Origin of the sequence: Streptomyces sp. NPDC001532 (assembly GCF_040298625.1) — a bacterium.
GTDB lineage: Bacteria > Actinomycetota > Actinomycetes > Streptomycetales > Streptomycetaceae > Streptomyces.
Genome location: NZ_JBEPAL010000012.1, coordinates 59,457 through 84,154, shown reverse-complemented (window position 1 = coordinate 84,154; position 24,698 = coordinate 59,457). Strand labels below are relative to the sequence as shown.

At 72.9% G+C, this 24,698-nt stretch carries 21 protein-coding genes; 7 read left to right on the top strand and 14 right to left on the bottom strand.

The window, feature by feature from the left end; all coding sequences use genetic code 11:
- Positions 1 to 81: 81 nt before the first annotated feature.
- The 3 genes from ABT232_RS14275 to ABT232_RS14265 all read right to left on the bottom strand — a co-directional run bounded on the left by ABT232_RS14275 (position 82) and on the right by ABT232_RS14265 (position 7,231).
- Positions 82 to 1,545, bottom strand: coding sequence for a glutamate synthase subunit beta (locus ABT232_RS14275; RefSeq protein ID WP_351840029.1), 1,464 nt, complete (start codon positions 1,543 to 1,545; stop codon positions 82 to 84).
- On the bottom strand, positions 1,538 to 6,136 hold the full coding sequence (gene gltB / locus ABT232_RS14270; protein ID WP_351840201.1) for a glutamate synthase large subunit: 4,599 nt from the start codon (positions 6,134 to 6,136) through the stop codon (positions 1,538 to 1,540). Before gltB ends, ABT232_RS14275 begins: the two co-directional genes overlap by 8 nt.
- Positions 6,137 to 6,499: 363 nt before the next feature.
- On the bottom strand, positions 6,500 to 7,231 hold the full coding sequence (locus ABT232_RS14265; protein ID WP_351840028.1) for a VIT1/CCC1 transporter family protein: 732 nt from the start codon (positions 7,229 to 7,231) through the stop codon (positions 6,500 to 6,502).
- A gap of 262 nt (positions 7,232 to 7,493) precedes the next feature.
- Here ABT232_RS14265 and ABT232_RS14260 point away from each other — a divergent pair, with 262 nt between their 5' ends.
- The 7 genes from ABT232_RS14260 to ABT232_RS14230 are packed head-to-tail and all read left to right on the top strand — an operon-like array spanning position 7,494 to position 15,617.
- Positions 7,494 to 8,507: an ADP-ribosylglycohydrolase family protein gene (locus tag ABT232_RS14260; protein WP_351840026.1), complete on the top strand. Its 1,014-nt coding sequence runs from the start codon at positions 7,494 to 7,496 to the stop codon at positions 8,505 to 8,507.
- Positions 8,504 to 10,087: an ADP-ribosylglycohydrolase family protein gene (locus tag ABT232_RS14255; RefSeq protein WP_351840024.1), complete on the top strand. Its 1,584-nt coding sequence runs from the start codon at positions 8,504 to 8,506 to the stop codon at positions 10,085 to 10,087. The genes ABT232_RS14260 and ABT232_RS14255 overlap by 4 nt, the downstream gene beginning before the upstream one ends.
- 8 nt (positions 10,088 to 10,095) lie before the next feature.
- The gene (locus ABT232_RS14250) at positions 10,096 to 11,271 is read left to right on the top strand and encodes an ADP-ribosylglycohydrolase family protein (RefSeq protein WP_351840022.1); all 1,176 of its coding nucleotides are present in this window, start codon (positions 10,096 to 10,098) and stop codon (positions 11,269 to 11,271) included.
- Entirely contained in the window at positions 11,259 to 12,629 is a 1,371-nt protein-coding gene (locus tag ABT232_RS14245; protein ID WP_351840021.1) for an ADP-ribosylglycohydrolase family protein, read from the top strand. Before ABT232_RS14250 ends, ABT232_RS14245 begins: the two co-directional genes overlap by 13 nt.
- Entirely contained in the window at positions 12,626 to 13,519 is an 894-nt protein-coding gene (gene rbsK / locus ABT232_RS14240; protein WP_351840019.1) for a ribokinase, read from the top strand. Before ABT232_RS14245 ends, rbsK begins: the two co-directional genes overlap by 4 nt.
- Positions 13,516 to 14,796 carry a CaiB/BaiF CoA transferase family protein gene (locus ABT232_RS14235; protein ID WP_351840018.1) on the top strand — a complete coding sequence of 427 codons (1,281 nt, stop codon included), beginning with the start codon at positions 13,516 to 13,518 and terminating at the stop codon, positions 14,794 to 14,796. The genes rbsK and ABT232_RS14235 overlap by 4 nt, the downstream gene beginning before the upstream one ends.
- A complete protein-coding gene (locus tag ABT232_RS14230) occupies positions 14,793 to 15,617 on the top strand; it encodes an HpcH/HpaI aldolase/citrate lyase family protein (RefSeq protein ID WP_351840016.1) in 825 nt (274 codons plus the stop codon). Before ABT232_RS14235 ends, ABT232_RS14230 begins: the two co-directional genes overlap by 4 nt.
- Before the next feature lie 82 nt (positions 15,618 to 15,699).
- Here the strand turns inward: ABT232_RS14230 and lgt are convergent, their stop codons facing one another.
- The 11 genes from lgt to hisI form a co-directional block, all read right to left on the bottom strand.
- Positions 15,700 to 16,812, bottom strand: coding sequence for a prolipoprotein diacylglyceryl transferase (gene lgt / locus ABT232_RS14225; RefSeq protein ID WP_351840014.1), 1,113 nt, complete (start codon positions 16,810 to 16,812; stop codon positions 15,700 to 15,702).
- Positions 16,813 to 16,890: 78 nt separating this feature from the next.
- Positions 16,891 to 17,667 carry a DsbA family protein gene (locus ABT232_RS14220; RefSeq protein ID WP_351840013.1) on the bottom strand — a complete coding sequence of 259 codons (777 nt, stop codon included), beginning with the start codon at positions 17,665 to 17,667 and terminating at the stop codon, positions 16,891 to 16,893.
- An 86-nt stretch (positions 17,668 to 17,753) separates the two neighbouring features.
- Positions 17,754 to 18,569, bottom strand: a complete 816-nt coding sequence (gene trpA / locus ABT232_RS14215) for a tryptophan synthase subunit alpha (protein WP_351840011.1) — start codon at positions 18,567 to 18,569, stop codon at positions 17,754 to 17,756.
- Positions 18,566 to 19,849 carry a tryptophan synthase subunit beta gene (gene trpB / locus ABT232_RS14210; RefSeq protein WP_351840009.1) on the bottom strand — a complete coding sequence of 428 codons (1,284 nt, stop codon included), beginning with the start codon at positions 19,847 to 19,849 and terminating at the stop codon, positions 18,566 to 18,568. The genes trpA and trpB overlap by 4 nt, the downstream gene beginning before the upstream one ends.
- 57 nt (positions 19,850 to 19,906) lie before the next feature.
- A complete protein-coding gene (gene trpM, locus ABT232_RS38450) occupies positions 19,907 to 20,122 on the bottom strand; it encodes a tryptophan biosynthesis modulator TrpM (RefSeq protein WP_450871779.1) in 216 nt (71 codons plus the stop codon).
- Positions 20,123 to 20,143: 21 nt separating this feature from the next.
- On the bottom strand, positions 20,144 to 20,953 hold the full coding sequence (gene trpC / locus ABT232_RS14205) for an indole-3-glycerol phosphate synthase TrpC (protein ID WP_351840007.1): 810 nt from the start codon (positions 20,951 to 20,953) through the stop codon (positions 20,144 to 20,146).
- Between the two features lie 138 nt (positions 20,954 to 21,091).
- Positions 21,092 to 21,523 (bottom strand): DUF2752 domain-containing protein, encoded by a 432-nt coding sequence (locus ABT232_RS14200; protein ID WP_351840005.1) that lies wholly within the window; start codon positions 21,521 to 21,523, stop codon positions 21,092 to 21,094.
- A gap of 86 nt (positions 21,524 to 21,609) precedes the next feature.
- Positions 21,610 to 21,891, bottom strand: coding sequence for an HGxxPAAW family protein (locus ABT232_RS14195; protein ID WP_351840004.1), 282 nt, complete (start codon positions 21,889 to 21,891; stop codon positions 21,610 to 21,612).
- Positions 21,892 to 22,030: 139 nt separating this feature from the next.
- Positions 22,031 to 22,681, bottom strand: coding sequence for a TIGR02234 family membrane protein (locus tag ABT232_RS14190; RefSeq protein WP_351840002.1), 651 nt, complete (start codon positions 22,679 to 22,681; stop codon positions 22,031 to 22,033).
- Positions 22,682 to 22,733: 52 nt separating this feature from the next.
- Positions 22,734 to 24,212: an anthranilate synthase component I gene (locus tag ABT232_RS14185; RefSeq protein WP_351840000.1), complete on the bottom strand. Its 1,479-nt coding sequence runs from the start codon at positions 24,210 to 24,212 to the stop codon at positions 22,734 to 22,736.
- Positions 24,213 to 24,223: 11 nt separating this feature from the next.
- Positions 24,224 to 24,619, bottom strand: coding sequence for a phosphoribosyl-AMP cyclohydrolase (hisI, locus tag ABT232_RS14180; RefSeq protein ID WP_351839998.1), 396 nt, complete (start codon positions 24,617 to 24,619; stop codon positions 24,224 to 24,226).
- Between the last annotated feature and the right edge of the window lie 79 nt (positions 24,620 to 24,698).

Sequence of the window (24,698 nt, the reverse complement as noted above, 5' to 3'; positions counted from 1 at the left end):
TGCCCCATCGTCCGGTCGGGGACTGGGGCAGGCGCCGTCTGTGTTCCGTACGCCGTTGTACGGGACGTTCTGTGCGGACCGTCAGACCATCAGGGCGCGGTCCGTCGGGCGGATCGGGGCCGGCAGGTCGCTGGCTCCGGTGAGGAAGCGGTCCACGCCGCGGGCGGCGGAGCGGCCCTCGGCGATCGCCCACACGATGAGCGACTGGCCGCGGCCCGCGTCACCGGCGACGAACACGCCCGGCACGTTGGTCTGCCAGTCGGCGTCGCGAGCGATGTTACCCCGCTCGTCGAGGTCGAGGCCGAACTGCTCCACCAGGCCGTTCTCGCGGTCGGTCCCCGTGAAGCCCATCGCCAGCGTCACCAGCTGGGCGGGGATCTTGCGCTCGGTGCCCGGCTTCGGCGTCAGCCTGCCCTCGACGAACTCCACCTCGGTGAGGTGCAGCCACTGGACGTTGCCGTCCTCGTCGCCCTCGAAGTGGGTGGTGGAGACGGAGTAGACCCGCTCACCGCCCTCCTCGTGCGCGGAGGTCACCTTGTAGAGCATCGGGAAGGTCGGCCAGGGCTGCGAGACCCCGTTCCGCTCCTCGTTCGGGCGGGGCATGATCTCCAGCTGGGTCACGGACGCCGCGCCCTGGCGGTGGGCGGTGCCGACGCAGTCCGCGCCGGTGTCGCCGCCGCCGATGACCACGACGTGCTTGCCCTCGGCGGAGATCGGGGGCGCCACGAAGTCGCCCTCCTGGACCTTGTTGGCCAGCGGCAGGTACTCCATGGCCTGGTAGACGCCCTTGAGCTCGCGTCCCGGCACCGGCAGGTCGCGGGCCGTGGTCGCGCCGACGGCCAGGACGACCGCGTCGTAGCGCTTCTTCAGGTCCGTGGCCTTCAGGTCGCGGCCGATCTCGACACCGGTACGGAAGCGGGTGCCCTCCGCGCGCATCTGCTCGATACGGCGGTTGATGTGCCGCTTCTCCATCTTGAACTCGGGGATGCCGTAGCGGAGGAGGCCTCCGATGCGGTCCGCGCGCTCGTAGACGGCGACGGTGTGACCGGCCCGGGTGAGCTGCTGGGCGGCGGCCAGGCCGGCCGGGCCCGAGCCGACGACCGCGACGGTCTTGCCGGACAGGCGCTCGGGGATCTGCGGGGCGACGTCCCCGGTCTCCCACGCCTTGTCGATGATCGAGACCTCGACGTTCTTGATGGTGACCGGCGGCTGGTTGATGCCGAGCACACACGCCGACTCACAGGGTGCCGGGCAGAGGCGGCCGGTGAACTCCGGGAAGTTGTTGGTGGCGTGCAGTCGCTCCTGCGCCGCCGCCCAGTCCTCGCGGTAGGCGTAGTCGTTCCACTCGGGGATCAGGTTCCCCAGCGGACAGCCGTTGTGGCAGAACGGGATGCCGCAGTCCATGCACCGGCTGGCCTGCTTGCTGATGATCGGCAGCAGCGAGCCGGGGACGTAGACCTCGTTCCAGTCCTTGACGCGCTCCTCGACGGGGCGGGACTTGGCGACCTCGCGGCCGTGGTTCAAAAAGCCCTTCGGGTCAGCCATTGATCGCCGCCTCCATCATCTTCTCGGTGATCTCGGACTCGGAGAGACCGTCTCGCTCGGCGGCGTCCTTGGCGGCGAGCACTGCCTTGTACGTGCTGGGAATGATCTTGCTGAAGCGCTCCGCGGCACTGTCCCACTCGGCGAGCAGCTTCTCGGCGACGGTCGAGCCCGTCTCCTCGTGGTGGCGGCGCACCACGTCGTGCAGCCACTGCTTGTCCGCGTCGTCGAGGGCCTCGATGGAACCGACGTTGCCGGCGTTGACGTTGTCGCGGTTCAGGTCGATGACGTAGGCGACACCGCCGGACATGCCGGCCGCGAAGTTCCGCCCGGTCTCGCCGAGCACCACCGCGTGACCGCCGGTCATGTACTCGCAGCCGTGGTCGCCCACGCCCTCGGAGACCACCAGCGCGCCGGAGTTGCGGACGCAGAACCGCTCACCGGTACGGCCGCGCAGGAACAGCTCGCCGCCGGTCGCGCCGTAGGCGATGGTGTTGCCCGCGATCGTCGAGTACTCGGCGAGGTGGTCGGCGCCGCGGTCCGGGCGGACCACGATCCGGCCGCCGGACAGGCCCTTGCCGACGTAGTCGTTGGCGTCGCCCTCCAGGCGCAGCGTGACACCGCGCGGGACGAAGGCGCCGAACGACTGGCCGGCGGAGCCGGTGAAGGTGATGTCGATGGTGTCGTCGGGCAGGCCCGCGCCACCGAACTTCTTCGTCACCTCGTGGCCGAGCATGGTGCCGACCGTGCGGTTGATGTTGCGGATCGCGACCTGGGCGCGCACCGGCTGGGCGTCGGTGGCGGAGTTCGCGGCGAGCGCGTCGGCGGCGAGCTTGATCAGCTCGTTGTCGAGCGCCTTCTCCAGGCCGTGGTCCTGCGCGATCAGGGCGTGGCGGACCGCGCCCTCGGGCAGCTCGGGCACGTGGAACAGCGGGGCCAGGTCCAGGCCCTGGGCCTTCCAGTGGCTCACCGCGCGGGTGACGTCGAGGATCTCGGCGTGGCCGACGGCCTCCTCGATGGAGCGGAAGCCCAGCTCGGCCAGGAGCTCGCGGACCTCCTGCGCGATGAACTCGAAGAAGTTGACGACGTACTCGGCCTTGCCGGAGAAGCGGTCGCGCAGCGTCGGGTTCTGGGTGGCGATGCCGACCGGGCAGGTGTCCAGGTGGCAGACGCGCATCATGACGCAGCCGGAGACGACGAGCGGCGCGGTCGCGAAACCGAACTCCTCGGCGCCGAGCAGCGCGGCGATGATGACGTCGCGGCCGGTCTTCAGCTGGCCGTCGGTCTGTACGACGATGCGGTCGCGCAGGCCGTTGAGCAGCAGGGTCTGCTGGGTCTCGGCGAGGCCGAGCTCCCAGGGGCCGCCCGCGTGCTTGAGCGAGGTGAGCGGGGAGGCGCCGGTGCCGCCGTCGTGGCCGGAGATCAGCACCACGTCCGCGTGCGCCTTGGACACACCCGCGGCGACCGTGCCGACACCGACCTCGGAGACCAGCTTGACGTGAATCCGCGCCTGCGGGTTCGCGTTCTTCAGGTCGTGGATCAGCTGGGCGAGGTCCTCGATGGAGTAGATGTCGTGGTGCGGCGGCGGAGAGATCAGGCCGACACCCGGCGTCGAGTGACGGGTCTTGGCGACCCAGGGGTAGACCTTGTGACCGGGCAGCTGGCCGCCCTCGCCGGGCTTGGCGCCCTGGGCCATCTTGATCTGGATGTCGTCCGCGTTGACCAGGTACTCGGAGGTCACGCCGAACCGGCCGGAGGCCACCTGCTTGATCGAGGAGCGGCGCGCCGGGTCGTACAGGCGCTCCGGGTCCTCGCCGCCCTCACCGGTGTTGGACTTGCCGCCCAGCCGGTTCATGGCGATCGCGAGGGTCTCGTGCGCCTCCTTGGAGATGGAGCCGTACGACATGGCGCCGGTGGAGAAGCGCTTGACGATCTCGGAGACCGGCTCGACCTCGTCGATGGAGATCGGCGCGCGGTCCGAGGTGAAGCCGAACAGGCCGCGCAGCGTCATCAGGCGCTCGGACTGCTCGTTCACGCGCTCGGTGTACTTCTTGAAGATGTCGTACCGGCCGGTGCGCGTGGAGTGCTGGAGGCGGAAGACCGTCTCCGGGTCGAACAGGTGCGGCTCGCCCTCGCGGCGCCACTGGTACTCGCCGCCGATCTCCAGCGCGCGGTGCGCGGGAGCGATGCCGGAGGCCGGGTAGGCCTTGGCGTGGCGGGCGGCGACCTCCTTGGCGATGACGTCGATGCCGACGCCGCCGATCTTGGTGGCGGTGCCGTTGAAGTACTTCTCGACGAAGGCGGTGTCGAGGCCGACGGCCTCGAAGACCTGGGCGCCGCGGTAGGAGGCGACGGTCGAGATGCCCATCTTGGACATGACCTTCAGCACGCCCTTGCCGAGGGCGTAGATCAGGTTGCGGATGGCCTGCTCGGGCTCGATGCCGGGCAGGAAGGTGCCCGCGCGGACCAGGTCCTCGACCGACTCCATGGCCAGGTACGGGTTGACCGCGGCGGCGCCGTAGCCGATGAGCAGGGCGACGTGGTGGACCTCGCGGACGTCGCCGGCCTCGACCAGCAGGCCCACCTCGGTGCGCTGCTTGGTGCGGATGAGGTGGTGGTGGACGGCCGCGGTGAGCAGCAGCGACGGGATCGGCGCGTGCTCGGCGTCGGAGTGGCGGTCCGACAGGACGATCAGGCGGGCGCCGTTGGCGATGGCGGCGTCGGCCTCGGCGCAGATCTCCTCAATGCGCGCGGCGAGGGCGTCACCGCCGCCGGAGACCCGGTAGAGACCGGAGAGGGTGGCGGCCTTCATCCCCGGCATGTCGCCGTCGGCGTTGATGTGGATGAGCTTGGCCAGCTCGTCGTTGTCGATCACCGGGAAGGGCAGCACGACGGACCGGCAGGACGCGGCGGTCGGGTCGAGCAGGTTGCCCTGCGGGCCCAGCGAGGAGCGCAGCGAGGTGACCAGCTCTTCACGGATGGCGTCCAGCGGCGGGTTGGTGACCTGCGCGAACAGCTGGGTGAAGTAGTCGAAGAGCAGCCGGGGGCGCTCGGAGAGGGCGGCGATCGGCGAGTCGGTGCCCATCGAGCCGATCGGCTCGGCGCCGGCCTTGGCCATGGGGGCCAGGATGACGCGCAGCTCCTCCTCGGTGTAGCCGAAGGTCTGCTGACGGCGGGTGACCGAGGCGTGGGTGTGCACGATGTGCTCACGCTCGGGCAGGTCGCTCAGCTCGATCTCGCCGGCTTCCAGCCACTCGGCGTAGGGCGCCTCGGCGGCGAGCTGCGCCTTGATCTCGTCGTCCTCGATGATGCGGTGCTCGGCGGTGTCGACGAGGAACATCTTGCCGGGCTGGAGGCGGCCCTTGCGGACGACCTTGGCGGGGTCGATGTCGAGGACGCCGACCTCGGAGCCGAGGACGACGAGGCCCTCGTCGGTGACCCAGTAGCGGCCGGGGCGCAGACCGTTGCGGTCGAGCACGGCGCCGACCTGGGTGCCGTCGGTGAAGGTGACGCAGGCGGGGCCGTCCCAGGGCTCCATCATCGTGGAGTGGAACTGGTAGAAGGCGCGCCGGGCGGGCTCCATGGAGTCGTGGTTCTCCCACGCCTCCGGGATCATCATCAGCACGGAGTGCGGCAGCGAACGGCCGCCGAGGTGCAGCAGTTCCAGGACCTCGTCGAAGGAGGCGGAGTCGGAGGCGTCCGGGGTACAGATCGGGAAGATCCGCTCCAGGGCCTTGTCGCCGGCGCCGAACAGGTCGGAGGCCAGCTGGGACTCGCGGGCCACCATCCAGTTGCGGTTGCCCTTGACGGTGTTGATCTCACCGTTGTGCGCGACGAAGCGGTACGGGTGTGCGAGCGGCCACGACGGGAAGGTGTTCGTGGAGAACCGGGAGTGCACGAGCGCGATCGCGGAGGCGAAGCGGCGGTCGGACAGGTCCGGGAAGAAGGGCTCCAGCTGGCCGGTGGTCAGCATGCCCTTGTAGACGATGGTCCGCGCGGACAGCGAGGGGAAGTAGACGCCGACCTCGCGTTCGGCGCGCTTGCGCAGCACGAACGCCTTGCGGTCGAGGACGATGCCCGTCGACGTGCCGTCGGTGACGAAGATCTGGCGGAACACCGGCATCGTGGAGCGGGCGGTGGCGCCGAGCAGTTCCGGGGCGACCGGGACCTCACGCCAGCCGAGGACCTCCAGGCCCTCCTCGCCGGCGATCGTCTCGATGTGTGAGACGGCGTCGGCGGTGCCGTCCTCCGGCAGGAAGGCGATGCCGACGGCGTAGGCGCCGGCCTCGGGCAGCTGGAATCCGGCCACCTCACGGAAGAAGGCGTCGGGCACCTGGGACAGGATTCCCGCGCCGTCGCCGGAGTCCGGCTCGGAACCGGTGGCACCGCGGTGCTCGAGGTTGCGCAGAACGGTGAGGGCCTGGTCGACCAGCGTATGAGACGCCTCGCCGGTGAGGGTGGCGACGAAGCCGACGCCGCAGGCGTCGTGCTCGTTGCGGGGGTCGTACATACCCTGCGCAGCAGGGCGAGCATCCATGAAGGACCAGTTCTGGCCATTCGCGGAGTGCTGGGACGGCTGGCGCGGCGTACGCATCGGCTCTCCCGTCGTCGTCATGTGGCGTGTGCAATTGCCGAGGGACGACGTTGGCCCTCTGCGTGAGCGCAAAATTTCGTGCAGGTTACATGATGGAGCGGTTCTCGGGAACCGGATACTCCGTTCCAGCATGCGGACGCCGCAGTTACGGCGGGTGCCGCGCTCGGCGGCGAAGTATGAGGGGTTCGCTACGGACAGATCGGTGTCCGGCGGCCCTGGGCCGGGGGGAGCAGCGTCGCCCACCCCGCGGCGCGCCACAGGCCTCATTGCCCGCAGCGCTTACGGCTCATGCCCCGTGGTTAAGCGTTCGAAACCAGCGGGTAACGGCTACTTATGCGGCCCAACGCATAAGTTCCAGTCGCGCTATCCTACGGCCACTCCGAACAGCATGCCCAGGGCGTACGTCACACCGGCGGCGGCACCACCCAGGGCAAGCTGGCGCAAACCGCTGAACCACCAGCTGCGCGCGGTCACCTTGGCCACCACCGCACCGCACAGGAACAGCCCCAGCAGCGCCAGCAGCACGGCCGGCCACAGCGCGCTCGCGCCCAGCAGATACGGCAGCACCGGCAGCAGCGCGCCCAGCGCGAAGGAGCCGAAGCTCGACACCGCGGCGACGGTCGGCGACGGCAGGTCACCGGGGTCGATGCCCAGTTCCTCGCGGGCGTGGATCTCCAGGGCCTGCTCGGGATCCTTCGACAGCTGCCGCGCCACCTCACGGGCCAGCCCCGGCTCGACCCCCCTCGCCTCGTAGAGGGCGGCCAGCTCGGCCTCCTCGTCCTTCGGGTGCTTGCGCAGCTCGCGGCGCTCCACGTCCAGCTCCGCCTCGACCAGCTCGCGCTGGGAGGCCACCGACGTGTACTCGCCGGCCGCCATGGAGAAGGCGCCGGCGGCGAGGCCCGCCAGCCCGCTCAGCACCACCGTGTGCTGACCGGCGGCGCCGCCCGCCACACCGGTCATCAGGGCGAGGTTGGAGACCAGGCCGTCCATCGCGCCGAACACGGCGGGGCGCAGCCAGCCGCCGTTCACATCCCGGTGCGTGTGGTTGTCACGGTGCGCCTCGTGCAGCGGCGCCTCGGTCTCGATGATGGCCATAAGGGGTCCCCCAGAAGAGCTTCTTTGGACTGCTTCTACTTTTCGACAACAGCCAGAGTACGTCTCCACATTCCCGCCCGCCAGCAAGGAAAGGCTGGGCTAACCTGCGGCTTTACCTTTTTTCGCTCATCCGTGCGAGGTACTGCACAGATGTCGACCGGGTGACGCTGCGGTCCGTGAGGCTGCGCCGGACGCCGCACCGGGGACAGTTCCGGCAAAGGGCTCCGCGCCGTCGTCGGCGCTCCTGAGAGGAGAGGCCCGTATGGCATCGATCGCCTGCATTCCCTCCGTCCCGGCGCCCGAGGACGCCGCCGAACTCCGCGGACGGGCACGCGGCGCACTGCTCGGCCTCGCCGTCGGCGACGCCCTGGGCGCCCCCGCCGAGAACCTGAAGCCGTCCGAGATCCGCGCCCGCTGGGGCCGCATCACCGGATACGTCAGCGAGAAGCCCTCCGGCACGGACGACACCGAGTACGCGATCTTCTCCGGCCTGCTGCTCGCCCGGCACGGCTCCGCGCTCACCCCCGCCCATGTCGAGGCCGCCTGGCACGAGTGGATCGCCGACCGCGCCGAGGGCCCCTTCCGGGGTGCCGGGTTCAGCGAGCGCGGCACCCTGGAGAACCTGCGCCGGGGCCTGGCCGCCCCCATCTCCGCCCAGCACCGGCACGCCTGGAGCGACGGCCTCGCCATGCGCGCGGCCCCCTTCGGCGTCTTCGCCGCGGGCCGCCCGGCCGAGGCCGCCCGCCTGGTCGCGATCGACGGCTCGGTCAGCCACGACGGCGAGGGCATCTACGGCGGCCAGGCGGTCGCGGCGGGAGTGGCGGCCGCGATGGCGGGCGCGCCGGTCGCCGCCGTCGTCGCCTCGGCGCTCGCCGTGGTCCCCGACGACTCCTGGACCGCCCGTTCGCTGCGCCGGGCGGCGGCGGTGGCCCACCACGGCGAGCGGGCGGTCCGCTCCGCGGTCGTCATCGGCGGCTACCCCTGGACCGACCTGGCCCCCGAGGCGGTGGCGCTGGCCTTCGGCGCGTACGCCGCCGCCGACGGCGACTTCAAGGAGGCGGTGCTGACGGCCGTCAACATGGGCCGCGACGCCGACACCACCGCCGCCGTCGCGGGCGCCCTGGCCGGCGCCACCCAGGGCGCCTCGGCGATCCCCGCCGACTGGGCGGCGGCCATCGGCCCGGCGCGCGGCAGCTGCCTGCCCTCGATGGCCGGCCACCACATCCTGGACGTGGCGGACCTGCTGACCCCGCACGCGACGGAGGTGCGGGCATGACCCCACCGGCCCCCTGGGACGAGACCCCGACCGTCCCGGACCACCTCCCACCCCTGACACCCCCGGCCCCGGCGGACGCGGCCCCCGCGGACGCGGCCCCCGCGGACGCGGCCCCCGCGGACGCGGAACAAGCCCTGCTGACACCCCCGGCACCGGCGGACACCGCCCAAGCCCCGCTGACCCCACCGGCACCCGCGGACACCGCCCAGGCCCTGCTCACCCCTCCGGCACCCGCGGACATCGCCCAGGCCCTGCTCACCCCACCGCCACTCGCACCGGCACCGGCAGACGGAGATCAGCCTCTCCAACCCCCACCCCCACCCCCACCCGCCGACGGCGAGAACCCCGCACCGGGGCCACCCGCATCCGGCATCGAACCCCGCACGGGCGGTGCGGGTGGGAAACACCTCCCGGCCGAAGGCGAAGCCGAGGCCGCCCCGCCCCGCCCCGCAGCGCCCCACCGCGCAGCGACCCGCGTCGAGGGCCTGCTCCTCGGCCTCGCCGCAGGCGACGCCGCCGGCTGGCCCGCCGCGCGCCACCGCGCCGCCCGGATGCCCGAGTGGACCCGCCGCCTCACCCGCGAGCTGGACACCTTCGCCGAGCACAACGCCACGACGACCCTCCCCGTCCCCATCGCCCTGAACCAGCCCCCGGAACCCCTCCGCCTGGGTCCCTCCGACGACGCCGAGTGGGCGGCGTTCGCCGCGGAGGCGGTGCTGCTGGCCGGCGACGACAGCGTCCTCGGCGACCTGAGCCGGGACCGCCGGATGCGCGCGGCGATCGACCTGACCTGGAACGCGGTCGCCGGCGAGGTCGCGGCGGCAGCCGAACGCGCCCCCGAGATCGAGTCCGCCGTGCTCCCGCTGCGCGCCCGTATCTCCGTACGGGCCGGTCTGGGCAATCTCGCCGCCGGTCTGCGCCCGCCCGCCACCGGCCACGACAACCCGCACTACTTCGACGACGCGGCCTGCGTCCGCGCCTGCGTCCTGGCCGTGGCGTACTCCGGCGACCCACGCGGCGCCGCCGACCTCGCCGAGTTCGACGCCCGCTACACCCAGGACGGCGACGGCGTGCACGGCGCCCGCGCGATGGCGGCGGCGGTGGCGCTGGCGCTGTCCGGCGCCGACGCGCGGGCGTGCGCCACGGCCGCGCTCGCCGAGCTGCCCGCGGAGACGGAGATCGGCCGCAACGCCCGGCACGCGCTTCGGCTGGCGGAGCGGGCGGAGAGCGCGTTCGCGCTGATCCCGCTGCTGGAGCACGAGATCGTCGACCACGTCTACAGCTACGGCATCGCCGCCGCCGAGACCGTCCCGGTGGCGCTGGCGCTCGCTGTCGCCGCGCACGGCGAGGTCGCCGAGGCGATCCCGGCGGCGGCCTGTCTGTCCCGGGTCGCCGACTCGGCGCCGGCGCTGGTGGGCGCCCTGACCGGCGCGCTCGGCGGCGGCGCGGCGATCCCGGCGTCCTGGCGGGACGCCTGCCGCACCCTCCCCGGCTGTGTCCTGCCCCGGCTCACCGACACCGACCTGGTGGAACTCGCCGGACTCCTGGAAGCCACACAACCGGCCCCACCAGGAGGATGATTCGGGGCATGACGCCCAAAGGAGAAGAAAGCCGAGCGGAGTCCCTGGCCGAACGGATCACCGGCGCACTGGTCGGCGCCGCCGTCGGCGACGCCCTCGGCGGCCCCGTGGAGGGCTACTCCCCCGACCAGATCCTCGAACGCCACGGCGGCCGCGTGCACGGTGTCGTCGGCCCCTGGAACGGCGACGACTGGCGCACCGCCCGCCCCATCGCCCCGTACCACAAGGGCGACGGCCACGTCACCGACGACACCTTGCTGACCCACGCCCTGGTCCGGGTCTACGCGAAGGTCCGCGACCATCTGGACGCCTACGCGATCGCCGACCACCTGGTGCCGGATCTGATGACGACCCCGCGCTGGATCCCCGAACTGGAGGCGGAGGCGCTGCCGTTGCACCGCGTCTTCCTCGCGGAGAAGTGGCTCGTCGCACGGATCCACTACGGCCACGTCGACCCCCGCGAGGCCGGCGTCGGCAACATCGTCAACTGCGGTGCCGCGATGTACATGGCCCCGGTCGGCCTGGTCAACGCGGCGAACCCGGAAGGCGCGTACGCCGAGGCGCTGGACGTCGCGGGCGCCCACCAGTCGTCGTACGGCCGGGAGGCGGCCGGGGTCTTCGCGGCGGCGGTGGCCGCGGCCTGCGCCCCGGACGCCACCCCGGACACCGTGGTCGACACCTGTCTGTCGCTGGCGAAGGACGGCACCCGGACGGCGATCGAGCGGGTCCGCGAGACCGCCGCCCGCCACTCGGACTTCGAGTCGGCCCTGGTGCCGCTGCGCGAGGCGGTGGCCCCGTACGACACGGTGGGCCCCGACTACCGCGCCCCCTCGCTGGGCGCCCGCCGCCCGTCCCGGCTGCACGCCATCGAGGAACTGCCCGTCGCCCTCGGCATGCTGCTGGTCGCCCGCGGCGACTACCGGCACGCGGTCCTCGGCTCGGTCAACTACGGCCGGGACTGCGACTCCATCGCCACGATGGCCGGCGCGCTCGCCGGCGCCCTCGGCTCCCCGGTCCCTGAGGACTGGGCGAAGACGGTCGCCGAGGCCAGCCGCCTGGACCTGCACGAACCGGCCCGCGCCCTCACCGAGGTGGCCCGGGAGATCTTCGCCCGGGACGTACGCCGCCGCCGCGCCCACGAGCGGGCGTTCACCGCGCTGGGAGGCGCCGGATGCTCCGACTGACCTGGGTCCAGCCCGAGGACCTGCTCGGCCACGAACTGCGCCAGGCCGTCCAGGACGGCCGCGAGCCGTCGGCGATCGCCGAACGCTGGAAGGCGGCGGGCGGCTGCGAGGCCCCGGTCCGCGCGGGCGCGTCCCCCGAACCGGCCTCGCGCTATCTGCGCCTGCTGGCGGAGGATCTGCTGGACGAACTGGCCGACCTGCCCAGCAGGCTGGCCGAACACGAGCCGACGGACCTGGCGCGGATCGTCTCCCTGTGCCCGCAGTGGCCGTCCGCCCCGCCCGCGGCCCCCGCTCCCCCGGCCGGCCTGCTGCCCCGGCTGCACGCCGCCTGGCTGGGCCGGGCCGTCGGCTGTCTGCTCGGCAAACCCGTGGAGAAGCTGCCCCTGGACGGCATCCGCCTCCTCGCCCACGCCACCGGCAACTGGCCGCTCACCACGTACTTCACCGCCCGCGGCCTGCCCGCCGACCTCGCCGCGAAGTACCCGTGGAACCGCCGCTCGGCCACCACCTCGCTCGCCGAGAACATCGACGGCATGCCCGAGGACGACGACCTCAACTACCCGCTGCTCAACCTGCTCCTGCTCAGCCGCCACGGCCGGCACTTCACCACCGTCGACGTCGCCGCCCTCTGGCTGGCCGAACTGCCCGCGGGCCGCGCCTTCACCGCCGAGCGCATCGCCTACCGCAACCTCCTGTCCGGCCTGGAGCCGCCGCGCGCGGCCCGCCACCGCAACCCCTTCCGCGAATGGATCGGCGCGCTGATCCGCGCCGACGTGCACGGCTGGACCAACCCGGGCGACCCGGCGGCCGCCGCGTCCCAGGCGTACCGCGACGCCACCCTGACCCACACCGCCAACGGCGTCTACGCGGCCATGTTCACGGCGGCCGTCATCGCCGGCGCCGCGACCGGGACGCACGACGTGCACGCCTGTCTGCGCACCGGTCTCTCCGTCGTCCCGCCGCGCTCCCGCCTCGCCGAGGCCGTCCGGCACGCCATCCGGCTGGCCGAACAGACTCCCGACTTCGACGCGGTCGTGGACGAACTCCACTCCGTCCACGCCACTTGTCACTGGGTGCACGCCGTCCCCAACACCGCCCTGATCGCCGCCGCCCTCACCCACGCCGACGGCGACTTCTCGGGCTCCATCTGCCGCGCCGTCTCCGGAGGCTGGGACACCGACTCCAACGGCGCCACGGCCGGCAGCGTCGCCGGCCTGCTCGCCGGCGGCCCGGAGGCGCTGCCCGAGCGGTGGACGGCCCCGCTGAAGAACCGCCTGGCCACCTCCCTCGCCGGCTTCGACGGTTCCGGCTTCGACACCCTGGCCCAGCTCACCCTCCAGGAGGCAACCCGCCCATGACCGACATCGCCGTCCTCGGCAGTACGAACATGGATCTCGTCGCCTACGTCGAGAAGGCCCCGCAGCGCGGTGAGACCGTGACGGGACGGGAGTTCCGCACGATCCCCGGCGGCAAGGGCGCCAACCAGGCCATCGCCGCGGCCCGCGCCGGGGCCACCGTCTCGATGATCGGCGCCGTCGGCAACGACGGCTTCGGCACCCGGCTGCGCTCCACCCTCGAACACTCCGGAGTCGACACCGACCACCTGCGCACCAACGAGGGCCCGTCCGGCACCGCCCACATCGTCGTGGACGACGAGGGCGGCAACGCGATCGTGGTGATCCCCGGCGCCAACGGCACCGTCGACCACCTGGCCCCCGGCGACGAGAGCGTGATCGCCTCCGCCGACGCGCTCCTGCTCCAGCTGGAGATCCCGCCGGCCGGGGTCGTCGCCGGAGCGGAGGCGGCCCGCGCGCACGGCGTGCGCACCGTCCTCACCCCGGCCCCGGCCCGCCCTCTGCCACCCGAACTGCTGGCCGCCATCGACCTGTTGGTGCCCAACGAGCACGAGGCCGCCGCACTCACCGGCATCACCGACCCACGGGAGGCGGCCACCGCGCTGCTCGACCGGGTGCCCGAGGTGGTGATCACCCTGGGCGCGGCGGGCAGCCTCTACGCCGCCCGCGGCAGCGAACCCCTCGTGGTCCCCGCCCCGCGGGTCACCGCCGTCGACACCACCGGCGCCGGCGACACCTTCGTCGGCGCCCTCGCCGTCGCGCTCGGCGAGGGCCGCCCGATGCCGGAGGCGCTGCGCTGGGCCGGCGCGGCGGCCGCCCTGTCCGTGCAGCGTGAGGGCGCGTCGGCCTCGATGCCCACCCGCCCGGAGATCGAGGCGCGGTTCACCTCATGACCAAGGCACCCCTCGACCCGGCACCCTTCGACCCGGCACCGCTCGACCGGGCACCCCTCGACCCGGCACCCCTCGACCGGGCACCGCTCGGCCCGGCACCGCTGGCCGGTCTGCGCGTCCTCGACCTCGCCACCCTCTTCGCCGGTCCGCTCGCCGCCACCATGCTCGGCGACTTCGGCGCGGAGGTCGTGAAGGTGGAACACCCCACCCGGCCCGACCCCTCCCGCGGCCACGGCCCGTCGAAGGACGGGGTGGGCCTGTGGTGGAAGCTCCTCGGCCGCAACAAGCGCACCATCACCCTCGACCTGTCCAAGCCCGGCGGCCGTGACACCCTGCTGCGCCTGGCCGCCACCGCCGACGTCGTCGTGGAGAACTTCCGCCCCGGCACCCTGGAGAAGTGGGACCTGGGCTGGCCGGAGCTGTCCGCCGCGAACCCGCGGCTGGTGCTGGCCCGGGTCACCGGCTTCGGCCAGTTCGGCCCGTACGCCCGCCGCCCCGGTTTCGGCACCCTCGCCGAGGCGATGAGCGGTTTCGCCGCGATCACCGGCGAACCGGAGGCGCCGCCGACGCTCCCGCCGTTCGGCCTCGCGGACTCCATCGCCGGGCTGGCGACGGCGTACGCCGTGATGACCGCGCTCGCCGCCCGCGAGCGGACCGGTGAGGGCCAGGTGGTCGACATGGCGATCATCGAGCCGATCCTGACCGTCCTCGGCCCGCATCCGCTCTGGTACGACCAGCTGGGCCACGTCCAGCCGCGCACCGGCAACCGCTCCCAGAACAACGCCCCGCGCAACACCTACCGCACCGCGGACGGCACCTGGGTCGCGGTCTCCACCTCCGCCCAGTCGGTCGCCGAGCGGGTGATGCGGCTGGTGGGCCGCCCCGACCTGATCGAGGAACCGTGGTTCGCCACCGGCGCCGACCGCGCCCGCCACACCGACGTCCTCGACGCGGCGGTCGGCTCCTGGATCCTGCGGCACACCCGCGCCGAGGTCCTGGAGGCCTTCGAGAAGGCGGAGGCAGCCGTCGCCCCGATCCAGGACGTACGCGATGTGATGACCGACCCGCAGTACGCCGCCCTCGACACCGTCACCACCGTCGACGACCCCGAACTGGGCCCGCTGCGCATGCAGAACGTCCTCTTCCGGCTCTCCGCGACCCCCGGCGCGATCCGCTGGGCCGGCCGCCCGCACGGCGCGGACACCGACACCGTCCTCACCGAACTCGGCCTGACCGCCGAGGAGCTGACGGCACTGCGCTCGGAAGGCGCGCTGTGATCCCGCTGACCTGGCTGTACGCCCCCGGCGACCATCCCAGGACCGTCGCCAAGGCCCTCACCAGCGGGGCCGACGTGGTGATCGTCGACCTGGAGGACGCGGTCGCCCCCGACCGCAAGGAGTACGCCCGCGCGGCCACCGCCGAACTCCTCACCGAGCCGCAGCCGGTCCCGGTCCACGTCCGGATCAACGCCCTGGACGGCCCGCTCGCGGCGGCCGACCTCCGGGCGATGGCCGGTCTGCCCGGGGTGGCCGGGCTGCGGCTGCCGAAGGTGACCTCGGCGCGGCAGATCGTCCGGATCGCCGAGCACACCGCACCCGCCGACAGCGGCTCCCCCGCCCTGTACGCCCTGCTGGAATCCGCCCTCGGCATCGAGAACGCCTACGCCATCGCCGCCGCCCACCCGGCCCTGCGCGGTATCTCCCTCGGCGAGGCCGACCTCCGGTCCGACCTCGGGGTACGGGACGACGCGGGTCTCGCCTGGCCGCGCTCCCGCGTGATCGTCGCCGCCCGCGCGGCCGGGCTGCCGCCGCCGGCCCAGTCGGTCCACCCCGACACCCGGGACCTGAAGGGCCTGGCCGCCTCCTGCGCCCACGGGCGCGGCCTCGGTTTCCTGGGCCGCGCCGCCATCCATCCCCGCCAACTGCCCATCATCGAGCGGTCCTACCTCCCCACCCCGGAGGAGATCGAGCAGGCGGAGACGGTGGTGAAGGCGGCTGCCCTGGAGCGGGGCGCGCAGGCCCTGGAGGACGGCACCTTCATCGACGCGGCGGTGGTGGTGGCCGCCCAGCGGACCCTGTCCCTGGCCCGCCGCCGCTGACCTCTCGCCCTCCACACGCCGAGGGCGCCCGGAAGATCTCCGGGCGCCCTCGGCGGCACAGGAAGCGCGTCAGCCCTTCTCGTCAGCCCTTCTTGGCGGACTCGGCCCCGTCCACGACGTCCTCGTCCACCGCCCCGGACCCGCCGGACCCGCCGGAACCCTCGGCGTCACGGGAGCCCTCGGCGTCACGGGAGCCCTCGGCGTCACGGGAGCCCTCGGAATCAGGGGAGCCCTCGGAGCCCTCGGCGTCACCGGAGTCCTCGGCCTTCGCCGCGTCCCCGGTCTTCTCGGCGCTGCCGGCGTCCCCGGTCTTGTCCGTGTCCTCGGCGTCACCGTCGTCCGTCTTGGCCGCGGCCTCGTCGCCGCCGTCCGACGGCTGGGCGCCCGGCTCCACCACGTCCTCGCGGCCGGGCCGCTTCTTCGCCGACACCACGATGTAGACCACCGCGAGCAGGAAGACGAACAGCGCGGTCCAGTTGTTCAGACGCAGCCCCAGGATGTGGTGGGCGTCGTCGACACGCATGTACTCGATCCAGAACCGGCCCGCGCAGTACGCCGCGACGTACAGGGCGAACGCCCGGCCGTGGCCCAGCTTGAAGCGCCGGTCCGCCCAGATCACCAGCAGCGCCACACCCACGCACCACAACGACTCGTAGAGGAACGTCGGGTGGTAGTAGCCGGGCATCCGGCCGTCCGCGGTGGAGGTGATGTGCAGCGCCCACGGCAGATCGGTCTCGCTGCCGTACAGCTCCTGGTTGAACCAGTTGCCCCAGCGGCCGATCGCCTGTGCGAAGGCGATGCCCGGCGCGACGGCGTCGGCGTAGGCGGGCAGCGGGATGCCGCGGCGGCGGCAGCCGATCCACGCGCCCAGCGCGCCGAGCGCGATCGCGCCCCAGATGCCGAGACCGCCCTCCCAGATCTTGAAGGCGTCCACCCAGTCACGGCCCTCGCTGAAGTACAGCTCGTAGTCCGTGATCACGTGGTACAGCCGGCCGCCGATCAGGCCGAACGGCACCGCCCAGACCGCGATGTCGGCGACCGTGCCGGCCCGCCCGCCGCGGGCGATCCAGCGTTTGTTGCCGAGCCAGACGGCAACGAAGACGCCGATGATGATGCAGAACGCGTAGCCGCGCAGCGGAACGGGTCCGAGGTGGATCACCCCGCGCGACGGGCTGGGAATGTAGGCAAGTTCCATGGCAAGGTCGACGCTATCGTGCCGGACCGGCCGGGCGGCGGGCAGCCCGGCTACGGGTCCATAACGGGGCGCCCGGCGTCACGCCGCGTCGGCCTCCTGCACCAGTTGCTTCAGCTTCGCCGGCGTCATCGTCTGGTCCTGGTAGATGTTCTTGCCGTTGAGCAGCACGGTCGGGGTGCCGCTGAAGCCGCCGCTGCTGAAGGCCTGGGCGGACTTGTCGACCCAGCTGTCGTGGGTGCCGTCCTCGACGCACTTCCTGAACGCGGGTGTGTCGAGGCCGTCGACCTTGCCCGCCAGCTCGATGAGCTTGCCGGTCTCGGAGAAGGAGTCGTCGGTCTCGGGAGGCTGGTTGTCGAACAGCACGTCGTGGTAGTCGACGAACTTGCCGGCGTCCTGGGCGCAGGCCGCGGCGTTGGCGGCGGTCTGGGAGCCGGTGCCGCCCATGTTGCCGTCGATGATGGTGGCCAGGCGGTACTCCACCTTCAGCTGGCCGGCCTCGGACAGCTCGTGGATGGTGGGCCGGTAGGCCGTCTCGAAGGCCTTGCAGGCCGGGCAGCGGAAGTCCTCCCAGACGGTGAGCGTCGACTTGGCGCCGCTCTCGCCGACCGGGATGACCAGGCTGTCCTCGCCGTTGGCGCCCGAGGGGGCCACCACCGGGCCGGCGGTGTCGTCGCCGTCGTCCTTGCCGGCGTTGGCGGCGACGACGCCGATCACCGCCGCGAGGCCCAGGACGCAGACGATGCTCGCGCCCACGATCAACGCGCGGCGCCGCTTCTCCGCGCTCTTCTGCTTCTCGCGCTCCGCCGCCAGCCGCTCCCGGGCAGTGCGCTTTCCGTCACGGTTCTTCTCGCTCACATCCGCAGAACGAACCGGGGAGGCGCAGCGCGCCTCCCCGGCTCCAGGACCACCCGTTCGAGCGACCTGTATGAAGATCGTGTCCGTTACGCCTGTCGGCGCACGCCCTTCGCCAGCTCGCCCGCGAGAGCGCGGACGGCCTCGATGCCGGCCGCGTGGTCAGGGGCGTCCAGGATCCGCTTGACGAAGGCCGAGCCCACGATGACCCCGTCGGCGAAGCCGGCCACCTCGGCGGCCTGCGCCGCGTCGGAGACGCCGAGGCCGACGCAGACCGGCAGCTCGGTGGTGGCGCGGGTGCGCTCGACGAGGTTCTGCGCCTGGGCGCCGACCGACTCGCGGGTGCCGGTGACACCCATCAGCGAGGCGGCGTAGACGAAGCCGCTGCCGGCCGCGGTGATCTCGGCGAGGCGGGCGTCCTTGCTGCTGGGCGCCACCACGAAGACGGTCGCGAGACCGTGCTTCTCGGCGTGCTCGCGCCACAGCGCGGACTCCTGCACGGGCAGGTCGGGCAGGATGCAGCCAGCGCCGCCGGCCTCGGCCAGCTCGGCGGTGAACCGCTCGACGCCGTAGCGGTCGATGGGGTTCCAGTACGTCATGACGAGGATCGGCTTGCCGGTGGCCGCGTGGGCCTCGCGGACCGTGCGCATCACGTCGGCGATCCTGACGCCGCCGCGCAGGGCGATGTCGTCGGCGGTCTGGATGACCGGGCCGTCGAGGACCGGGTCGCTGTGCGGCAGCCCGACCTCCACGACGTCCGCGCCGCCGTCCAGGACGGCCTTGATCGCGTCGATGCCGCCGTCCACAGTGGGGAACCCGGCCGGGAGGTAGGCGATGAGCGCGGAACGGCCCTCCGCCTTCGCCGCGGCCAGGGTGTCGGTCAACAGCTGGATGTTCCCGCTCACTTGGCGTCCCCCTCGATCTCGGCGGTGCCGGAGGCGTCCTCGGCGACCTCGGCGTCGGTGTCGTACAGGCCGAAGTAGCGGGCGGCGGTGTCCATGTCCTTGTCGCCGCGGCCGGACAGGTTGACCACGATCAGCCCGTCCTTGCCCAGCTCCTTGCCGAGCTCCAGGGCGCCGGCCAGCGCGTGGGCGCTCTCGATGGCCGGGATGATGCCCTCGGTGCGCGACAGCAGCCGCAGGGCCTGCATCGCCGCGTCGTCGGTGACCGCGCGGTACTCGGCGCGGCCGCTGTCCTTGAGGTAGGAGTGCTCGGGGCCGATGCCCGGGTAGTCCAGTCCGGCCGAGATCGAGTACGGCTCGGTGATCTGGCCCTCGTCGTCCTGGAGGACGTAGGACCGGGAGCCGTGCAGGACGCCGGGCTCGCCGGCGGTCAGGGTGGCCGCGTGCTCGCCGGTCTCGACGCCGTGCCCGGCGGGCTCGCAGCCGATCAGGCGGACGGACTCGTCGGGGATGAAGGCGTGGAACAGGCCGATGGCGTTGGAGCCGCCGCCGACGCAGGCGACGGCGGCGTCGGGCAGGCGTCCGGCGCGCTCCAGCAGCTGGCGGCGGGCCTCGACGCCGATGACCCGGTGGAAGTCGCGGACCATGGCCGGGAACGGGTGCGGGCCGGCGACCGTGCCGAACAGGTAGTGGGTGTGGTCGACGTTGGCGACCCAGTCGCGGAACGCCTCGTTGATGGCGTCCTTGAGGGTGCGCGAGCCCGACTTCACGGCGATGACCTCGGCGCCGAGCATGCGCATCCGGGCCACGTTCAGGGCCTGGCGCCGGGTGTCGATCTCGCCCATGTAGATGGTGCAGTCGAGGCCGAACAGGGCGCAGGCGGTCGCCGTCGCGACGCCGTGCTGGCCGGCGCCGGTCTCGGCGATGACACGGGTCTTGCCCATGCGCTTGGTGAGCAGGGCCTGGCCGAGCACGTTGTTGATCTTGTGCGAGCCGGTGTGGTTGAGGTCCTCCCGCTTGAGGAAGATCCGGGCACCGCCGGCGTGCTCGGCGAACCGGGGCACCTCGGTGAGGGAGCTGGGCCGGCCGGTGTAGTGCACCAGCAGGTCGTCGAGCTCGCGGGCGAACTCGGGGTCGGCCTTGGCCTTGTCGTACTCGACGGCGACCTCGTCCACGGCGGCGACGAGGGCCTCCGGGATGAACTTGCCGCCGAAGGCGCCGAAGTAGCCCTCGGCGTTCGGGGTCCGCCCTTCCGGGTCGGGAATGAAGAACTGGCTGGGCATGCGAAAACCTCACGGTGTGATCGTGGAATGCACTCAACGCCGTGGGGGCGGGGCTCGTCAGGCGGCCGTGGGCCGTCCCTGGTCGCTCGCACAGTTACCCGCGCCCCCGAGGGGGCGCTGCCATCGACGGCCGTTCACCTGGCCGGGTTCGTCACCGATGACGTACCGCACCCGACGGCCGTGCACCCGGCGGGCGGGCGCGCGGCAACCACGCGGGCGGCAGCCGCGCGCGAGGCGGGCGTACCGGTCGGTGGTCGTCGTCGTGGGCGTCATCGGGCCAACTCTATCGGGTGATCAGCTGCGGCCGTGCCGCAATGCGGGATGTTCGCCCGCCGCGACCAGGTCGGAGACGGCCGTGCGCGGGTCCTTGCCGGTGACCAGCGACTCGCCGACCAGGACCGCGTCGGCGCCGGCGTTGGCGTAGGCGATCAGGTCGTGCGGGCCGCGCACGCCGGACTCGGCGACCTTGACGATGTTTCCGGGGATCTCCGGCGCCACCCGCTCGAAGGTGCCGCGGTCGACCTCCAGGGTCTTCAAATTGCGCGCGTTGACGCCGATGATCTTGGCGCCCGCGTCCACCGCGCGGTCGACCTCCTCCTCGTCGTGGACCTCGACGAGCGGGGTGAGACCGATGGAGACCGCACGCTCGATCAGCGACTCCAGCGCGGACTGGTCGAGGGCGGCGACGATCAGCAGCGCGAGGTCGGCGCCGTAGGCCCGGGCCTCCCACAGCTGGTACGAGGTGACGATGAAGTCCTTGCGCAGCACGGGGATGTCCACGCGCGCGCGGACCGCCTCCAGGTCGGCGAGCGACCCGCCGAAGCGGCGCTGTTCGGTGAGGACGGAGATGACGGCCGCGCCGCCCGCCTCGTAGTCCGCCGCGAGCCCGGCGGGGTCGGCGATCGCGGCCAGCGCGCCCTTGGAGGGGCTGGAGCGCTTGACCTCGCAGATCACCTTGACGCCGTCGCCCTTGAGCGCGGCCACCCCGTCCTTGGCGGCGGGAGCCTTCGCCGCGCGCTCCTTGAGCTCGTCGAGGCTGACGCGCGCCTGCCGTTCCGCGAGGTCGGCACGGACTCCGTCGATGATCTCGTCGAGCACACTCACGCGAGCGGCCCCCTTCCAGTCGGCTGACTGTCACAGCGGTCGGTCGAAACCTATGGTCATAGCGATGGTATCCGGAGGTGGGCGAAGGCCTCGCATCCGGTTGACGCCGGTCCCACTACCTGGACACCTGTTCGATGATCAAGGATGCAGCCAGCCGCCGAACGGCAGGTTCCGGACAACCGTGAAGACCAGCACCAACGCGCCGACGGCCCACAGATGCGCGGACCGCAGGTCGAGCCGCAGCGGCCGGCCGCGCGCCGCGCGGACCACCCAGACGGTCCACACCACGGCGAACAGCGCGTAACCGGCGACCGCCACCGCGTTGGCCTGGAGGGCCGCCGCCAGATCGCCGTGCACCACGGCGTGCGCGCTGCGCAGACCGCCGCAGCCGGGGCAGTACAGGCCGGTGAGGCGCAGCAGCGGGCAGACGGGGTAGTGGCCGGGCTCGTTGGGGTCGACCGTCCCGACGTAGGCGAAGGCGGCGGCCACGGCCGCCAGGAGGCCGGCGGGCACGGCCAGCCGGGCCGCGGTCGGCGTGGTGCGGCGGGTGTCGGCGGTCACGCCTCGCATTGTGCACCGCCGGTGCCCGGACACGCGCGAGGGGCGGCCCGGCCGGACCGCCCCTCGTCGAGGTCGCTGTGGTGCGCGCCGCGGGATCAGCCCTCGACGGCGACCGGCTCGCGGGTCGCGGTGACGCGCTTCGCCGTGGTGGCGCCCTGGACCATCTTCAGGGGCTCCGCCTTCGGCATGCCCAGGCCCATCGCGCGCATCACACCGCCCACGACACCGGCGAGGACCACGATGGCCATGCCCGCCCAGAAGCCCACCGGGTTCGCCATCACCATGAAGGCACCCGCGACGGTGAAACCGATGAAGGAGATGATGACACCGGTCCAGGCGGCCGGGGTGTGACCGTGCCCGTGGCTGCTGTCCGCCATTGCTTGCTCCTCGAAGCCGTGTACGTGTGTGAGCCTGACGCTCGTCGTCCATTGTCCCGTACGCGCATGCCCGTCGTGCGCGGGGGTGGCGTCTGATGCGCCACATCCGGACCGGGGCCCGAAGGACCGGGTCTTCGCGTCAGGCCGGGCCGGTGCCGGTCGGGTCCTCGCCGCGGTCGAGGGCCTTCCACAGGTCCTCGGGCCGGTCCGGGTCGACGGCCGGGGCGGCACGGCGCGGGCGCGGGGCGCCGGAGCGCTCGTAGCGGCCGGACATCGCGGGCCACAGCCGGCCGTAGCGCAGCGCGAGCAGGCCCGCCACCAGCAGCAGGGCCCCGCCGACGGCCGCGACGTACGGCCACGCGGTGTGGCTGAGCGCGCCCACGGTGGCGGAGGTGTCGCCGGAGGCCCGCGCGGCCTGCTCGTCGAGGGCGCCGGTGTCGGAGGCGCCGAGCAGGGCGGCCGCCACGATGCCGGCGCCGGAGAGCGTCAGCAGCGCCGCGACCAGCAGGCGGCCGGTGCGGCGGACGGCGAAGACGGCGACGAGCGCGGCGAGGCCCACTATGGCCAGGGCCGCCGGGACGCCGGTCACGTCACTGCCCCTGGCGGTCAGCGGGAAGGAGCCGCCGGCCACGGTCGCGGTGCCCTGCGACCACTGCTGACGGGTGGCCAGCAGCGTCACGGCCGCGCCGAGCGCGCCGCACAGCAGGGCCACGGCGAGACTCCGGCGTCCGGCGCGCGCGGGTCGTGCGGCTTCGGTTCGGGGGTGCGGTAGGGCAGTCACGTACTCCACTATCGCCTGAACCCCGGGCGAACCGTCACCCGGGGCCGACGTGATCCGCGCCCTACTCGCCGAGCCGGTTGGCGGTGTGCACGGCCCGCAGGACCGCGGCGGCCTTGTTGCGGCACTCGTTGTCCTCGGCGACCGGGTCGGAGTCGGCGACGACACCCGCGCCCGCCTGCACATAGGCGGTGCCGTCGCGCAGGAGCGCGGTGCGGATGGCGATGGCGGTGTCGGAGTCGCCCGCGAAGTCGAGGTAGCCGACGCAGCCGCCGTACAGCCCGCGGCGGGACGGCTCCAGCTCGTCGATGATCTGCATCGCGCGCGGCTTCGGGGCGCCGGAGAGGGTCCCCGCCGGGAAGCAGGCGGTCAGCACGTCGAACGCGGTGCGGCCGGCGGCGACCTTGCCGGTGACCGTGGAGACGATGTGCATGACGTGCGAGTACCGCTCGATGGACATGAAGTCGACGACCTCCACCGAGCCCGGCTCGCAGACCCGGCCGAGGTCGTTGCGGCCGAGGTCGACGAGCATCAGGTGCTCGGCGCGCTCCTTGGGGTCGGCGAGCAGTTCGTCGGCGAGCGCCTGGTCCTCCTGCGGGGTGGCGCCGCGGTGCCGGGTGCCGGCGATGGGGTGGACCATGGCCTGCCCGTCCTCGACCTTGACCAGGGCCTCGGGGGACGAGCCGACGACGTCGAAGCCGTCGAACCGGAAGAGGTACATGTACGGCGACGGGTTGGTGGCCCTGAGGACCCGGTAGACGTCGAGCGCGCTCGCCGTGCACGGCGTCTCGAACCGCTGGGAGGGCACCACCTGGAAGGCCTCGCCCGCCCGGATGCGCTCCTTGATGTCCTCGACGGCCTCCTGGTAGTCGGGGCCGCCCCACAGCGCGGTGTACTCGGGCAGCTCGGAGGGCGGCAGCACGGCGGGCGGCTGGGCGACCGCGCGGGAGAGGTCGGCCTCCATGGCGTCGAGGCGGGCGACCGCGTCCGCGTACGCCTCGTCGACGCCGGTGTCCAGGTCGTTGTGGTTGATCGCGTTGGCGATCAGCAGCACCGAGCCCTCCCAGTGGTCCATCACCGCGAGGTCGCTGGTGAGGAGCATGGTCAGCTCGGGCAGCCGCAGGTCGTCGCGGTCGCCGGGGCCGATCTTCTCCAGCCGGCGCACGATGTCGTACCCCAGATAGCCCACCATGCCGCCGGTGAACGGCGGCAGGCCGTCCTGGTGCGGGGTGTGCAGCGCCTCGATGGTGGCGCGCAGCGCGGCGAGCGGGTCGCCGTCGGTGGGGACGCCGACCGGCGGGGTGCCGAGCCAGTGGGCCCGGCCGTCGCGCTCGGTCAGGGTGGCGGCGGAGCGGACGCCGACGAAGGAGTACCGGGACCACGACCGGCCGTTCTCCGCGGACTCCAGGAGGAAGGTGCCGGGGCGCTCGGCGGCGAGCTTGCGGTAGAGCGCGACCGGGGTGTCGCCGTCGGCGAGGAGCTTGCGGGTGACCGGGACGACGCGGCGGTCGGTGGCGAGCTTGCGGAAGGTGTCGAGGTCCATGGCGGCCGACCCTACTGATCCCGCGCCGGCGCGCCGGCGTCCCCGAGCAGCACGTCCTCGTCGAAGCAGGTGCGCGCGCCGGTGTGGCAGGCGGCGCCGACCTGGTCGACCTTGACCAGCACGGTGTCGGCGTCGCAGTCCAGCGCGACGGACTTCACCCACTGGAAGTGGCCGGAGGTGTCGCCCTTGACCCAGTACTCACCGCGGCTGCGCGACCAGTAGGTGCAGCGTCCGGTGGTGAGCGTGCGATGCAGCGCCTCGTCGTCCATCCAGCCCAGCATGAGCACCTCTCCGGTGTCGTACTGCTGGGCGATGGCGGGCAGGAGACCGTCGGCGCTGCGCTTGAGGCGCGCGGCGATCTCGGGGTCCAGGCCGCTGGGCCTGCTGGGCGAAGGCGTGCTGCTCATGGGTGCCATTGTGCCGCGCGCCACTGACACGCACGGCGCGGCGTCCACTGGGCGGACGCGGGAGCCGGTCGTAGGCTGA

Bases quoted from the DNA above. Each gene is read 5' to 3' on its own strand.
- hisI (WP_351839998.1), bottom strand. From the start codon at position 24,619: ATGAGCAGCACGCCTTCGCCCAGCAGGCCCAGCGGCCTGGACCCCGAG.
- ABT232_RS14255 (WP_351840024.1), top strand. From the start codon at position 8,504: ATGACCCCACCGGCCCCCTGGGACGAGACCCCGACCGTCCCGGACCAC.
- ABT232_RS14260 (WP_351840026.1), top strand. From the start codon at position 7,494: ATGGCATCGATCGCCTGCATTCCCTCCGTCCCGGCGCCCGAGGACGCC.
- ABT232_RS14185 (WP_351840000.1), bottom strand. From the start codon at position 24,212: ATGGACCTCGACACCTTCCGCAAGCTCGCCACCGACCGCCGCGTCGTC.
- lgt (WP_351840014.1), bottom strand. From the start codon at position 16,812: ATGGAACTTGCCTACATTCCCAGCCCGTCGCGCGGGGTGATCCACCTC.
- ABT232_RS14195 (WP_351840004.1), bottom strand. From the start codon at position 21,891: ATGGCGGACAGCAGCCACGGGCACGGTCACACCCCGGCCGCCTGGACC.
- ABT232_RS14265 (WP_351840028.1), bottom strand. From the start codon at position 7,231: ATGGCCATCATCGAGACCGAGGCGCCGCTGCACGAGGCGCACCGTGAC.
- rbsK (WP_351840019.1), top strand. From the start codon at position 12,626: ATGACCGACATCGCCGTCCTCGGCAGTACGAACATGGATCTCGTCGCC.
- ABT232_RS14275 (WP_351840029.1), bottom strand. From the start codon at position 1,545: ATGGCTGACCCGAAGGGCTTTTTGAACCACGGCCGCGAGGTCGCCAAG.
- trpM (WP_450871779.1), bottom strand. From the start codon at position 20,122: ATGACGCCCACGACGACGACCACCGACCGGTACGCCCGCCTCGCGCGC.
- ABT232_RS14200 (WP_351840005.1), bottom strand. From the start codon at position 21,523: ATGCGAGGCGTGACCGCCGACACCCGCCGCACCACGCCGACCGCGGCC.
- ABT232_RS14250 (WP_351840022.1), top strand. From the start codon at position 10,096: ATGACGCCCAAAGGAGAAGAAAGCCGAGCGGAGTCCCTGGCCGAACGG.
- ABT232_RS14245 (WP_351840021.1), top strand. From the start codon at position 11,259: ATGCTCCGACTGACCTGGGTCCAGCCCGAGGACCTGCTCGGCCACGAA.
- gltB (WP_351840201.1), bottom strand. From the start codon at position 6,136: ATGCGTACGCCGCGCCAGCCGTCCCAGCACTCCGCGAATGGCCAGAAC.
- ABT232_RS14235 (WP_351840018.1), top strand. From the start codon at position 13,516: ATGACCAAGGCACCCCTCGACCCGGCACCCTTCGACCCGGCACCGCTC.
- trpB (WP_351840009.1), bottom strand. From the start codon at position 19,849: ATGCCCAGCCAGTTCTTCATTCCCGACCCGGAAGGGCGGACCCCGAAC.